At 63.3% G+C, this 12,860-nt stretch carries 11 protein-coding genes; 9 read left to right on the top strand and 2 right to left on the bottom strand.

Translation table 11 applies throughout. From position 1 onward, the window contains the following. Window positions 1–43: 43 nt before the first annotated feature. A complete protein-coding gene (locus KY495_RS18255) occupies window positions 44–811 on the bottom strand; it encodes an SDR family NAD(P)-dependent oxidoreductase (RefSeq protein ID WP_219884311.1) in 768 nt (255 codons plus the stop codon). Window positions 812–1,021: 210 nt separating this feature from the next. On the opposite strand from KY495_RS18255, the gene KY495_RS18250 reads away from it, so the two are divergent. The 8 genes from KY495_RS18250 to KY495_RS18215 all read left to right on the top strand — a co-directional run bounded on the left by KY495_RS18250 (window position 1,022) and on the right by KY495_RS18215 (window position 10,787). After that, a complete protein-coding gene (locus KY495_RS18250; RefSeq protein ID WP_219880775.1) occupies window positions 1,022–2,689 on the top strand; it encodes a ribulokinase in 1,668 nt (555 codons plus the stop codon). Beyond that, window positions 2,686–3,378, top strand: coding sequence for an L-ribulose-5-phosphate 4-epimerase (locus tag KY495_RS18245; RefSeq protein WP_219880774.1), 693 nt, complete (start codon window positions 2,686–2,688; stop codon window positions 3,376–3,378). The genes KY495_RS18250 and KY495_RS18245 overlap by 4 nt, the downstream gene beginning before the upstream one ends. Before the next feature lie 35 nt (window positions 3,379–3,413). Next, window positions 3,414–4,916: an L-arabinose isomerase gene (gene araA / locus KY495_RS18240; protein WP_219880773.1), complete on the top strand. Its 1,503-nt coding sequence runs from the start codon at window positions 3,414–3,416 to the stop codon at window positions 4,914–4,916. 5 nt (window positions 4,917–4,921) lie between these two features. After that, window positions 4,922–5,521, top strand: coding sequence for a beta-phosphoglucomutase family hydrolase (locus KY495_RS18235; protein ID WP_219880772.1), 600 nt, complete (start codon window positions 4,922–4,924; stop codon window positions 5,519–5,521). A gap of 29 nt (window positions 5,522–5,550) precedes the next feature. Continuing rightward, on the top strand, window positions 5,551–6,507 hold the full coding sequence (gene tal / locus KY495_RS18230) for a transaldolase (protein ID WP_219880771.1): 957 nt from the start codon (window positions 5,551–5,553) through the stop codon (window positions 6,505–6,507). A gap of 174 nt (window positions 6,508–6,681) precedes the next feature. Continuing rightward, a complete protein-coding gene (locus KY495_RS18225; protein ID WP_229518356.1) occupies window positions 6,682–7,908 on the top strand; it encodes an HD-GYP domain-containing protein in 1,227 nt (408 codons plus the stop codon). Window positions 7,909–8,032: 124 nt separating this feature from the next. Next, window positions 8,033–9,397: a family 43 glycosylhydrolase gene (locus KY495_RS18220; protein ID WP_219880770.1), complete on the top strand. Its 1,365-nt coding sequence runs from the start codon at window positions 8,033–8,035 to the stop codon at window positions 9,395–9,397. Between the two features lie 244 nt (window positions 9,398–9,641). Then, a complete protein-coding gene (locus KY495_RS18215; protein WP_219880769.1) occupies window positions 9,642–10,787 on the top strand; it encodes a diguanylate cyclase in 1,146 nt (381 codons plus the stop codon). 63 nt (window positions 10,788–10,850) lie between these two features. Here the strand turns inward: KY495_RS18215 and KY495_RS18210 are convergent, their stop codons facing one another. Beyond that, complete coding sequence (locus KY495_RS18210) at window positions 10,851–11,405, bottom strand: PEP-CTERM sorting domain-containing protein (protein ID WP_219880768.1); 555 nt, start codon at window positions 11,403–11,405, stop codon at window positions 10,851–10,853. Window positions 11,406–11,832: 427 nt separating this feature from the next. Here KY495_RS18210 and KY495_RS18205 point away from each other — a divergent pair, with 427 nt between their 5' ends. Beyond that, complete coding sequence (locus tag KY495_RS18205) at window positions 11,833–12,768, top strand: cupin-like domain-containing protein (protein ID WP_219880767.1); 936 nt, start codon at window positions 11,833–11,835, stop codon at window positions 12,766–12,768. Window positions 12,769–12,860 lie beyond the last annotated feature (92 nt).

Below are 12,860 nucleotides of genomic sequence, written 5' to 3'. Positions count from 1 at the left end.
ATCGTTGCGATTACGATACAAGAATTTATTTCCTGTTAATTTTTCAGGACCAGCCGGCGTCCACCACGAACTCCTGGGCAGTGACCATGCGGCTGTCTGCAGCGCCCAGGAACAATGCCATGTTGGCAATGTCGGTGCCTACCAGCCTGCCTGGGAGACATTGATCGGCGTCGAGCTGGCGCCCCGCCTCGGCGTCGATGACCTGGGCCAGCTGGCGCGGTGTCATGACCCAGCCGGGCGTGAGCGTATTGACGCGCACCATGCCGGGACCGAATTCGCGCGCCAGGCTGCGCGTCAGACCAATGACGGAAGCCTTGAGCGTGGCGTAAGCGGCGTAGCCGCCGATGCGTTTCCTGTAGCTGCAGGAGCCAAGATTGATGATCGATCCCCCGCCCTTGCGCACCATGCCGTCCACGACTGCCTGGGACGCGAAGAAGGCCACTTTCAGGTTGATCGCCACGGCAGCATCGAAGTGTTCCGGGGTGACCGCCGAAAATGCGTGGCGGGCATCGCTGGCCGTGTTGTTGACCAGGATGTCGATGTCGCCGAAGCGGCTCACCGCTTGCGCAATGGCTGCCTTGAGCCGGTCCATATCGGTCAGGTCGCACTCGATGAACAGTGGCGTCTGAACCTCTTCGGCCTCGAGTGCAGCCACCAGGCCCAGGGAGGCGTCGCGATCACGGTCGGCAAACGCCACCAGCGCACCCTGGCGTGCATAGGCCACCACAATATCGGCCCCGATGCCCGAGCCGCCGCCCGTCACAAACACCACTTTGCCAGCAAGGCTGGGATAGCGCGCGAAGGAATCCATCATATGTTTCCACCTCTAAACACAAGTTTTCAAACTTGACTTGGCGATTTTACACGTTGGCTTCCTCAAGATTTATTTTCTGGAGGTAAGCCTCTACGAAGAGATATCCAAAAACGTATCGATAAGAGAAATTTTTTGATTAGATGGGGATCATCAATCGCTTTACACTGATTTTGCAATTCCTATAACGTGTAAAGAGAAGGTAGAGTTATGACGTCCTATGCCCTCGGTCTGGACTATGGATCCGATTCCGTTCGCGCCCTGCTGGTTGATGCCCACGCCGGCACCGAAGTGGCCAGCCATGTGATTGAATTCCCCCGCTGGAAGCAGGGCCTCTACTGCCACCCTGCCAGCAACCGCTTCCGCCAGCATCCGCTTGACTACCTGGAGAGTTTGGAACAGGTGCTGGCCGGCCTGTGGCAGCGCGCACCCGCGGGGGCGGCCAGCGAAGTCATTGGCGTGAGCTTCGACACCACCGGTTCCACCCCCATCGCCCTTGACGCCGACGGCGTGGCGCTGTCGCTCAAGAGCGAGTTTGCGGACAATCCCAACGCCATGTTCGTGCTGTGGAAGGATCACACTGCCATCGTGGAAGCGGAGCAGATCACCGCTGCCGCCAGCGCCTCGTACACGCCCTACCTGCGCTACATGGGCGGGATTTATTCATCCGAATGGTACTGGGCCAAGGTGCTGCACGTGCTGCGTGAAGACGCAGCCGTTGCCGCCGCCGCGCACACCTGGGTCGAGCATTGCGACTGGATCAGCGCCGTCATCACCGGCACCACCCACCCCTCGCGCCTGCGCATGGGCCGCTGCGCCACCGGCCACAAACTGATGTGGCACGAGAGCTGGGGCGGCTATCCGCCCAATGAATTCTTCACCGCCATCGATCCCCTCCTTGACGGCCTGCGCGACCGCCTGCCGGCGCAAACCTTCTCGGCCGACCAGCTGTGCGGGCGCATCACGCGCGAGTGGGCCGAGCGCCTCGGCCTGCCCGAAGGCACGCCGGTCGGCTTTGGCGCCTTCGACTGCCACATGGGCGCCGTGGCGGCCAACGTGAAGCCGGGCGTGCTTACCAAGATCATGGGGACCTCCACCTGCGACATCACGGTGGCCAGCTACAGCGACATCAACGACAAGGCGATCCGCGGCATCTGCGGCCAGGTGGACGGCTCGGTGGTGCCGGGCATGGTCGGCCTGGAGGCAGGACAGTCGGCCTTTGGCGACCTGTATGCCTGGTTCAAGTCCCTCGTCAACTGGCCGCTGGCCAACCTGATTGCGTCAAGCGCGCTGCTGGACGAGGCAAGCAAGGCCGCCTTGCAGGCCGAAATTGAAGAGCGCACCCTGGCCGCACTGGGCGAGGCGGCCAGCAAGCTGGCGCCCGGCGCCGGGGGCATCACCGCGCTGGACTGGGTCAACGGCCGCCGCACGCCGGACGCCGACCAGCGCCTGTCGATGGCCATCAGCGGCCTGACCATGGGCAGCGGCGCGCCGGAGGTCTTCCGCGCCCTGGTGGAAGCGACCGCCTTTGGCGCGCGCGCCATCATCGAGCGCTTCCGGGCCGAAGGGGTGGCGGTCGATTCGGTCGTCGTCATCGGCGGCATTTCGAAAAAGTCCGATTTCATCGTGCAGCTGTGCGCCGACGTCTGGAACTGCCAGGTCGATGTGCTCGAGAGCGAACAAAGCTGCGCCCTGGGCGCTGCCATCTTTGCCGCCACCGTCGGCGGCGTCTACGCGGACGTGGCCAGCGCCCAGCAGGCCCTGGCTTCCCCGGTGTGCAAGACCTACCGTCCCGACCCTGCGGCTGCGGCCCGGTACGACGCCCTGTATCGCCAGTACCTGGCCCTGGGCGCATACGTGGAAGGCGGCGTGCGATGAGCCACCTTGAACTCAAGCGCCAGGTGTACGAAGCCAATATGGAACTGCACCTGCGCAAACTGGTGGTACTCACCTGGGGCAATGTGTCGCAGATCGACCGCGCCGCCGGCATCATCGCCATCAAGCCAAGCGGGGTCGCCTACGACCAGCTGCGCGCCGAAGACATGGTCCTGGTAGACCTGGAAAACCGCGTGGTCGACAGCCGCCTGCGCCCTTCTTCCGACACCAAGACCCACACGCACCTGTACCGCCATTTCGATACCATTGGCGGCGTCACGCACACCCATTCCACCTACGCCACTGCGTGGGCGCAGACGCAGCAGGCCATTCCCTGCTTCGGCACCACCCACGCCGACTACGCCTATGGGGACATTCCGTGCACCGCCCTGATGACCGACGAGCAGATCGCGCGCGACTATGAAGAAGAAACCGGCGTGCAGATCACCGAGTGCTACCGCGGGCGCAATCCGATGGAGGCGCCGATGGTGATCGTTGCCGGCCACGCACCTTTCACGTGGGGACGCAATGCGCACGATGCCGTGTCCCACGCCGTGATCCTGGAAGAGATTGCGCGCATGGCTTATCTCACGCGCACCCTGAGGGCCGATACCGGCCCGCTCAAGCAGGCCATCACGGACAAGCACTACCTGCGCAAGCACGGCAAGAACGCCTACTACGGCCAGAAATAACAATATCACTTATAACTATCTTCAAGGAACCCAACATGAAAACCTACGGCGAAAAAGAAGTCTGGCTGGTGACAGGATCGCAGCATCTGTATGGCCCCGGTGTGTTGCAGCAGGTCGCTGCCAACAGCGGCCAGATCGCCGCCGCGCTGACCGAGTCGCGCAACATCCCGATCAGGATCGTGGCCAGGGACGTGGTGAAGTCACCGGGCGAAATCCTGTCGGTGTGCCAGGCTGCCAACAGTGATCCCAACTGCGTTGGCCTGATCCTGTGGATGCATACCTTTTCGCCGGCGAAGATGTGGATCGCTGGCCTGTCGGTGCTGTCCAAGCCCTATATGCACCTGCACACCCAGTTCAATGCCGAGCTGCCCTTTGCCGACATCGACATGCACTTCATGAACCTGAACCAGAGCGCGCACGGCGACCGTGAATTCGGCCACGTCAGCACGCGCCTGAAGCAGGAGCGCAAGGTGGTGGTGGGCCACTGGGCCGCACCGGCGGTACAGCTGGAAATTGACAGCTGGTGCCGCGTGGCCATGGGCTGGCACGAGAGCCGCAACCTGCGCGTGGCGCGCTTTGGCGACAACATGCGCCAGGTGGCCGTGACCGACGGCGACAAGGTCGCCGCGCAAATCCAGTTTGGCTACGAGGTACACGCCTATGGCCTGGGCGACCTGCAGAAAGTGGTGGACGCGGTCACCGACGAGCAGGTGGCCAGCCAGATCGAAGTCTACAAGCAAGCCTATGACATCGCGCCATCGGTGCTCAGCGACCAGCACCAGTTCCAGATGCTCAAGAACGAAGCGCGCCTGGAACTGGGCATGCTCTCCTTCCTGACCGAAGGCGGCTTTGGCGCCTTTACCAACTGCTTTGAAAACCTGACCGGCTTGACCAACCTGCCGGGCCTGGCCACCCAGCGCCTGATGGCGCAGGGCTACGGCTACGGCGGCGAAGGCGACTGGAAGACCGCGGCCATGGTCCGCATCGCCAAGGTGATGTCGCAGGGCCGTCCGGGCGGCTCCTCGTTCATGGAAGACTACACCTACCACTTTGGCGCCACCGACCAGGTGCTGGGCGCGCACATGCTGGAAGTGTGCCCCTCGATCGCTGCCGACAAGCCGACACTGGAAGTGCACCTGCACACCATCGGCTGCCGCAACGACATCGCACGCCTGCTGTTTACCGGCAAGGCCGGTCCCGCACTGTGCATCTCGCTGGTGGACCTTGGCCAGCGCTTCCGCATGATCATCAGCGAAGTGGACACGGTGGCGCCGCAGCAGGAGCTGCCCAAGCTGCCGGTGGCCAAGGCACTGTGGGAGCCGCGTCCCAACCTGCAGGTGGCGGCAGCGGCGTGGATCCATGCCGGCGGCGCCCATCACAGCACCTACACGCAAGGCATCACGGCCGAGGAAGCGCTGGACTGGGCCGACATTGCCGGCATCGAAGCGGTGGTCATCGGCGCGGACACCAGCGTGCGCGGCCTGAAGACGGAGTTGCGCCACAATGCCGCCTACTATCATCTGAAGGACGGCGTATAAGGCGCATGTACGGACACTATTCAGCGCTCATTTTCGACATGGACGGCACGCTGGTCGACAGCGGCCAGCTGCATGAACTGGCGTGGCGCGCCACGCTTGAACGCTATGGCATCCCGCTCGATGCGCCGCTGATGCGTTCCCTGGCCGGGGTACCCACCATCGGCACCCTGGAACACCTGATCGGCCATTTCGGCTGCCGCGTGGACACCCCGCTTGAGGCCATGAACAGCTTCAAGGAAGCGTTCGTGCGCGAGCATATGGCGCGCCACGTCAAGGCCACGGCGCTCGCCGGCGTGGTCAGGCAGTATCACGGCGCCACGCCGATGGCCGTGGGCACCGGCGCCTACACCGGCGAAGCGCGCCAGATCCTGGCCCTGTGCGGGCTCGATGGCTACTTTGACCATGTGGTGGGCGCCGACCAGGTGCGCCATCCCAAGCCGGCGCCCGACACCTTCCTGCGCTGCGCCGAACTGCTGGGCGCCGCGCCGGCACGCTGCGTGGTGTTTGAAGACTCCGCGCTCGGCCTGCAGGCTGCCGCCAGCGCCGGCATGGCGGGCGTGGATGTGCTGGCCGTGCATGGCGTGGAAAACGACTACTTCCGCTAACCCTTTTACCAAGTACCTACAAGCTGCCCATGTCCAACCAACTAGAACAACTCAAGAGCATGACCACCGTGGTGGTCGACAGCGGCGATGTCGACAGCATCGCCCAGTTTGCGCCCCAGGATGCCACTACCAATCCTTCGCTGGTGCTGCAGGCCATCCGCCTGGAGCGCTACCAGGGCCTGCTGGCCCAGGCGGTGGCGTGGGCACGCGCCAACCGCCCGCCCGAACAGCAGCTCGAAGGCGCAACGGCCAAGCTGGCCGTCATCCTGGGCACGGAAATCCTCAAGCACGTCCCGGGCCGCGTTTCCACCGAAGTCGATGCGCGCCTGTCGTTCGACACCGATGCCACGCTGGCCAAGGCGCGCGAACTGGTGGCCATGTACCAGGAAGCAGGCGTGCCGCGCGAGCGCATTCTGATCAAGATCGCCTCGACCTGGGAAGGCATTGCCGCCGCGCGCGTGCTGGAAAGCGAAGGCGTGCAGTGCAACCTGACGCTGCTCTTTGCGATGTGCCAGGCCCAGGCCTGCGCGGAAGCGGGCGTGTACCTCATTTCGCCTTTCGTCGGCCGCATCCTGGACTGGCACAAGGCGAAAACGCCGGACGCCGATTTCGCCGGCGCGAAGGACCCGGGCGTGATCTCGGTGAGCCAGATCTACGACTTTTACAAGCGCAGCGGCTTCGCCACCGTGGTCATGGGCGCGAGCTTTCGCAACATCGGGGAAATCCAGTCGCTCGCCGGCTGTGACCGCCTGACCATCGCCCCTGCCCTGCTCGATCAGCTCGCTGCCCAGACGGGGCCTTTGGCGCGCAAGCTGCACGCCGAACAGGCAGCCCAGGCGCGCCCGGCGGCGCTGACGGAAAGCGCCTTCCGTTGGCAGCTGAACCAGGATGCCATGGCCACCGAGAAGCTCGCTGAAGGCATTCGTAACTTTGCCATCGACCAGGAAAAGCTGGACCTGATCGTCAACGCCAGCCTGGCCGCTTAAAGTGCATCGCGGGGTGCGGGGTGCGCATTGCTGTTGTTTTGTTTCACTTATAACACGAAATGTTGCTTTGCGGACTTGACTTGCACCTCAGCAACCGTCAAGCTGTCGCCAAGGTCCGATTCATGGCGCACGTTGCGCCGTGAAACAAGGGCCCGACATTGTGGGCATTACACCGTGGCAGAGCGCGTCAAAAAAATTCGGGTCAAGCAGCTTCAGCTAGGCATGTTCCTGGTGCGCTTCGAGGGCGCCTGGCTGTCCAATCCGTTCTGGACCTCGCGTTTTTTGCTCGACAATCCGGCCGACCTCGCCGCGGCGCGCGCGAGCGGGGTCAAGGAATGCTGGATCGATGTCAGTCTTGGCCGCGATGTGGCTGGTCCGGCGCCGGTGCTGCCGGCCGTGCGCGGCACGCCCCACCTGGTCACCAATCGTCAGAAAACCCGCCAAAGCCTGCATGCGCCGCTCAGCATGGACGATGAGCTGCGCAATGCCGCCAAGTTGTGCGGCACCGCGCGCCACGCCATCGTTGCCATGTTTTCCCAGGCAAGATTGGGCAAGGTGGTGGATCTGGACGTGTGCGCCGGCCTGGTGGACGATATCGTCGGCTCGGTCGAGCGCCATCCAGGCGCCCTGATCAGCCTGGCGCGCCTGAAGAGCGATGACGACTATACCTACATGCATTCAGTGGCCGTGTGCGCCCTCATGGTGGCGCTGGCCAAGGCCATGAAGTTGACCGAGGCCGATGTGCGCGAAGCGGGCCTGAGCGGCCTGTTGCATGATATCGGCAAGGCCAAGATTCCCCTTGATATCCTGAACAAGCCGGGCGCGCTCGACGATGAGGAGTTTGCCACCGTCAAGCGCCATCCCGAGCATGCCTATGCCGCCTTGCTGCACGGGGGCGTGAGCGAGCAGGTGCGTCAGGCGTGCCTGCACCACCACGAACGGATGGATGGAAACGGCTATCCGGCTGGCCAGTCAGGCCAGGAGATCGCCCTCCTGGCGCGCATGAGCGCCGTGTGTGACGTCTACGATGCCGTCACTTCCGACCGGCCCTACAAGCGCGGCTGGGATCCGGCCGATGCGCTGGCCAAAATGATTTCCTGGAAAGGCCATTTTGACCCCAAGGTGCTCGCTTCGTTCATCGAAGTGGTAGGAATCTATCCGACCGGCTCGCTGGTGCGGCTCAAATCGGCGCGCCTGGCCGTGGTGGTGGAACAAAACAAGCACAGCTACACACGTCCCGTTGTACGCACGTTTTATTGCACAGCCTCGGCCCGTGCCCTGCCGCCCGAGCTGCTCAATCTTGCCGATGCCGAGGACGATTGCGTCAGCGGCCCGGAAGAGCGCCAGGGCTGGCCCACGGCGCTGATTGAAAAACTGTGGGCGGGCAAACTGGCACCCTGAACTCGTTTGCCTGCGATACCAAAACGGGTATCGCAGCCTTAAAAAAATTCATTGGTGAAAGTCTTGACAAGCTCCTAAGCTCTCTCCTGCTGCACCCATAAAAAAAACCATCGTCAGGAGACTTATGAAAAACCTTGTATTCGCAAGCTGCCTTGCGCTGTCCGCGCTTCCGGCATCGGCCGTCAACCTTGCCGGACTGCAGAACGCGCATGATCCGGGCACCATCACCAAGGATGGCGACACCTACTTCAACTTCACGACCGGCACCGGCATCTGGTATTCGACCTCGAAAGACCTGGTCACCTGGACCGGTGGCCCGGCGCCGGTGTTTGGCAGCTGGCCGGCGTGGATCAAGACCAAGATCCCCGACTTCAAGGGATCGTTTTGGGCACCGGACCTGATCCACATGAACGGCTACTACTACATGTACTACTCCGTTTCCACCTTCGGCACCTCCACGTCGGCCATCGGCGTGGCGCGCTCGGCGTCGCTGAAAAACCCCAACTGGCAAGACCTGGGCATCGTGGTGGAGTCGTTTGGCGGGCGCTCCGAAATCAATGCCATCGACGCGGCCCTGTTTCGCGACCACGACGGCAAGGTCTACATGAGCTATGGCTCGTGGTTCGGCGGGATTGGCGTGGCCGAAATCAACCAGGCCACGGGCAAGCTTGCCAGTCCGGTGACCAAGATCTGGGCCGGTGGCCACACCGACATCGAAGCGCCCTATATCGTGCGCAACGGCGGCTACTACTACCTGTTCGTCAACCGCGGCAAATGCTGCGATGGCGTCAACAGCACCTACTCGGTCGAAGTGCAGCGCGCCACCAGCGTCACCGGGCCCTACTCCGGTACACGCACCGTCATGGCCAACGTGGACGGGCGCTTCAAGGGCCCCGGCCATGTGGGCGTCCTCAAGCAGGATGGCTGCAATTTCGTCTCCACCCACTACTATGACCTGAACGACAACGGCAATGCCAAGCTGCAATTCCACAAGATGAGCTACAGCGGCGACTGGCCGGTACTCAACCGCAACTTCAGCAGCTTTGCCGGCTGCGGCGGCATCAGCGACGGCCTGTATGCCTTCAAGTCGCGCTTAAATGGCAAGGCGCTCACGATTGCCGGCGCCTCCACATCCAACGGCGCGCTGGCGCAGCAGTTCACCGATAACGGCGGCAAGCACCAGTCCTGGTATGTGATGGGACACGGCGATGGCTACTACAGCGTGATCAATGCCAACAGCCGGCGCAGCCTGGACAATTATGGCAATTCCACCCGGGCCGGCACCGACATCGCCCAATGGGATTACTGGGCAGGCGCGGGCCAGAAGTGGCGCTTTGCGAGCCCGGCCGCCGGCTATTACACGGTGGCCAACCAGTTAAGCGGCATGGTGCTGGACGTCAAGGCGTCCAACCAGGCCGACGGCGCCCAGGTCATCCAGTATCCCGTCAATAACGCCGCCAACCAGCAATGGCGGCTGCAGCGCCGCTGATCGTTCAGCACAACAGCCCGGGCCGCGCGCCCGGGTGTTGGCCGTCGGCAGGCACGCCGGCACAGTGCCTGGAATTTTGCCTTGTAGAAATAGAATATACCAGAAAGAATCCCCCGTGTGTGCGCGCCGGTAACTTTTACGCCGCGGCGCCACAACGCCCCGTCGGCAGGGGCGAAAGACTGGGCCGGCACGTTTCTTTGCCGCATAATGGGCAAACGCTTTCATGCCCTGACATTTCCCCCTCATGACCACCCCTCCAGCGACGACCAGCACCCAACGCCGGTGGCCTGCCGCGCTTGGCCGCATTGCCACGCTGGTCCTTACCGACGACTTTCGCCAGCGCCGCCGCGTGACGATGGTACTGATGACGGCGGCCATGTACACCGTCTGCCTGGCCCTGCTGGGCTACGGCGTGGTGTTCGAGGTTTTTGAGGCCGGCGCGGTCAAGGTGCTCGGTCTGCTGTGCGCGCTCACGGCGCTAAGCTTCTATGCCATGGTTCGCAGTGGCCTGAACCTGCGTTTTGCCGAGCCCTCGCTGGCCCTGCCGCAAGCGCTCGTGGCCCAGAGCCTGATTGGCATTGCCTACGCCGTCAGCGGTCCGGCCCATGCCGCCAATCTCATCTTCCTGGCCATGGTGATGTTTTTCGGGATGTTCGACATGGGTCCGCGCAATGTCCGGCTGCTCATGTTTTATACCAGTGCCATGATGGGCGCCGTCATGGCCTGGTGCGCGCATGCCGATCCTGCGTTCTACCCTGCCCGGCTGGAACTGATTTACTTTGCCATGATGGCCACCGTGCTGCCCGTCATTTCCACGCTCTCGGTCCAGCTCTCGCGCATGCGCGACCGCCTGCGCAGCCAGAAAGTGGCGCTCGAATCGGCCCTGGAACATATCCAGAAAGTGGCCACCCACGACGAATTGACTGGCCTTCCCAACCGGCGCCGCATGCTTGGCCTGCTCGACGAACATATCGCGCGCCAGGCCCGGGGCGGGCCGGGTTTTTTCGTGGCGCTGGCCGATATCGATCACTTCAAGAAGGTCAACGATACCTACGGCCACCGGGTGGGCGACGAGGCGCTGGTATGCTTTGCCGGCCAGGCCCGCGCCCAGCTGCGCAGCACCGACATGGTGGCGCGCTGGGGTGGCGAAGAGTTCCTGATGCTGTTGCCGGCGTCACCGCCGGGCGACCCCAACATCGGCATCGAGCGCCTCAGGGCTGCCCTGGTCGAGACCGAGGCCAGCGCGCAGGCGCCGCAGCTGCGCGTGGCCTTTTCCGCCGGCATGACGCGCTACCGCAGCGGCGAGCAGGTTGACGACATGATCGAGCGCGCCGACCGCGCCCTGTACGCTGCCAAGGCAGCAGGCCGCAACCGCACGGTTGCCCTGTAGCGTCATCAGGCAAAAAAAAGCCGGCTGTTGTGGAGCCGGCCGTGCGGGAAGCCCGGAAAAAGCTTACGTCTGCCTGCGCCGGCGTGCCAGACCCATCAGGCCAAAACCCAGGGCCAGCGTGGCAAAGGTTGCCGGCTCGGGAACGTCGACAATGGGAATGCTGGGCACCAGGTCGCGTCCGAAGAAGGTCAGGTTGGAAAAATCAGTGACACGTTGCTGACGTCCATTGACCATGTTCTGCACCCAGGTGCCTTGCAGCGTCTGGCCGGACGCGATGAACTGGTCGTCAAACAGCCAGGCGCCGCTGCCGCCGCCCACGTGCATGGCAAATACCAGGTCCAGCGTCAAATCATTGAGCAGGTCCGTGTTGGTGATCGACCAGGTGCCGTTCTTGCCATCGACAAGGGTGAACGTAAAGCTGAACTTGCCCAGGAAGTCGGACGCCTCATAGGTCAGGGGATAGGCGTCGCCGGCCTGCGTTACCTTGGCCATCTTTTGCCATGCACCGTCCCCGTAGGCGTCAAAGGCGCCGTCAAAGCCTGTTGACCCTGCATTTCCCTGTGGATTGACGCCGTCTGCATACTGGAAGAAGTCGGCAGCCTCGGTGGCCAGTGTCACATCCTCCCTTGTTGCCGTACCGACTTCACCTGCGTGCACAGTTGATGCCACCAAAGCAATACAACAAAGCGAACTCTTTAGTAATTTTTTCATGGATCATCCCTTGGATATGCTGCTTTTGGTTTAGAGAAGCCTGAACCAGGCCTTTGCATTTTTATGCAAATTCGATACTACGCTTCTCAGCCGTTCAATATAAATTTTATAAGAGACAATTCTCGAAATACAACGGTCTGCAACATTTCCAGGAGAATTTTTTTAACGTGCTCTGCAATAAAAGGAGCATTTGTCGATGCCACAGTCCAGGTTCACCATGGATCATGACGGGTTGACGTGCGTGATCAGGCCGCATCTGGCCCGGCGCGCGGCCATGCGCTATGCTGTCACGCCGTAAAACCAGCATGCCGAAGCAAACGGAAGGAGCAATTGGATGGGCATTGACAACACCGACAGGCCCCACGGCCCGGCCCCCGCAGCCCCGCGGCTGCCCCCGCGCCCGGAGCCGGCGGCCACGCCGGAGCAGGACGCGGCGCGCAAGGCTGCGCGCGAGGACAGGGATGCGCAGGTGCGGGGCGTGAGCTCGATCGAGGCCATGCGCCAGGCGATCCGGCATGCGGCGCGCGACTTGCCCCCCATCAGCGAGCTCGAGCGCGTCAAGGCGCCGGACGGGGATGCGTTCCGGGCCCGCGCCGCGCGCGGCCTGCCGTTTTTGGTCACGGGACTGGTGCAGCGCTGGCCGCTGTCGGCGCTGGGGCCGGCCAGCCTGCGCGAGCGCTTTGGGCACCTGCCGGTACGCGCCCGCGTGGGCGACTACATCCATACCGCCTTCGCGCCCGACCGCGCCATGCAGGACATGACGATGGCGGCCTACCTGGACCTGCTTGACGCCGGCAGCCAGGCCCTGCCTCCTTACCTGGGCAACCTGGAACTGCGCCAGTTAAATGCCCTGTGCCACTGGCCATCGTGGTTCGACAAGATGGGCCCGCCCCGTTTCTGGGTGGGCCCCGCCGGCACCGTCACGCCCCTGCACTGCGATTACGACGACAATATCTTCGCGCAGGTGTGGGGCAGCAAGCGCATCTTCCTGGCGCCACCCCACCACGATCAGTTCCTGTACCCGCGCCAGGCCAATGCCATCCTGTTCGGTTCGCCCTTCGACCCGGAAGCGCCCGACTACGCGCGCTTTCCGCTGGCCCGCCACGCCGCGCTGGTCGAAGTGATCGTCCATCCCGGCGACATGCTGTATGTGCCGGCGGGCTGGTACCACCAGGTGCGCTCGCTCACCTTTTCGCTCTCGTCCAACCGCTGGGCGCGGGCCTTGCCGCTGGCCCTGGGCGGCCACTCGTCGCTGCTGCGCCCCGGGTAGGAGGACAGGTGTGTCAAGCGGCTGCAGCAGCAGGCGTCCTCTTGAAACCATCCCCGGCGACAATAATTGCCAGACGGACTACAATGGCGTCC

The sequence above is a fragment of the Massilia sp. PAMC28688 genome, assembly GCF_019443445.1.
In the GTDB taxonomy this organism is placed as follows: domain Bacteria; phylum Pseudomonadota; class Gammaproteobacteria; order Burkholderiales; family Burkholderiaceae_D; genus Telluria_A.
This window is presented reverse-complemented; position numbering and strand designations above follow the sequence as displayed.

Bases quoted from the DNA above. Each gene is read 5' to 3' on its own strand.
- KY495_RS18255 (WP_219884311.1), bottom strand. From the start codon at position 811: ATGGATTCCTTCGCGCGCTATCCCAGCCTTGCTGGCAAAGTGGTGTTT.
- KY495_RS18250 (WP_219880775.1), top strand. From the start codon at position 1,022: ATGACGTCCTATGCCCTCGGTCTGGACTATGGATCCGATTCCGTTCGC.
- KY495_RS18245 (WP_219880774.1), top strand. From the start codon at position 2,686: ATGAGCCACCTTGAACTCAAGCGCCAGGTGTACGAAGCCAATATGGAA.
- araA (WP_219880773.1), top strand. From the start codon at position 3,414: ATGAAAACCTACGGCGAAAAAGAAGTCTGGCTGGTGACAGGATCGCAG.
- KY495_RS18235 (WP_219880772.1), top strand. From the start codon at position 4,922: ATGTACGGACACTATTCAGCGCTCATTTTCGACATGGACGGCACGCTG.
- tal (WP_219880771.1), top strand. From the start codon at position 5,551: ATGTCCAACCAACTAGAACAACTCAAGAGCATGACCACCGTGGTGGTC.
- KY495_RS18220 (WP_219880770.1), top strand. From the start codon at position 8,033: ATGAAAAACCTTGTATTCGCAAGCTGCCTTGCGCTGTCCGCGCTTCCG.
- KY495_RS18215 (WP_219880769.1), top strand. From the start codon at position 9,642: ATGACCACCCCTCCAGCGACGACCAGCACCCAACGCCGGTGGCCTGCC.
- KY495_RS18205 (WP_219880767.1), top strand. From the start codon at position 11,833: ATGGGCATTGACAACACCGACAGGCCCCACGGCCCGGCCCCCGCAGCC.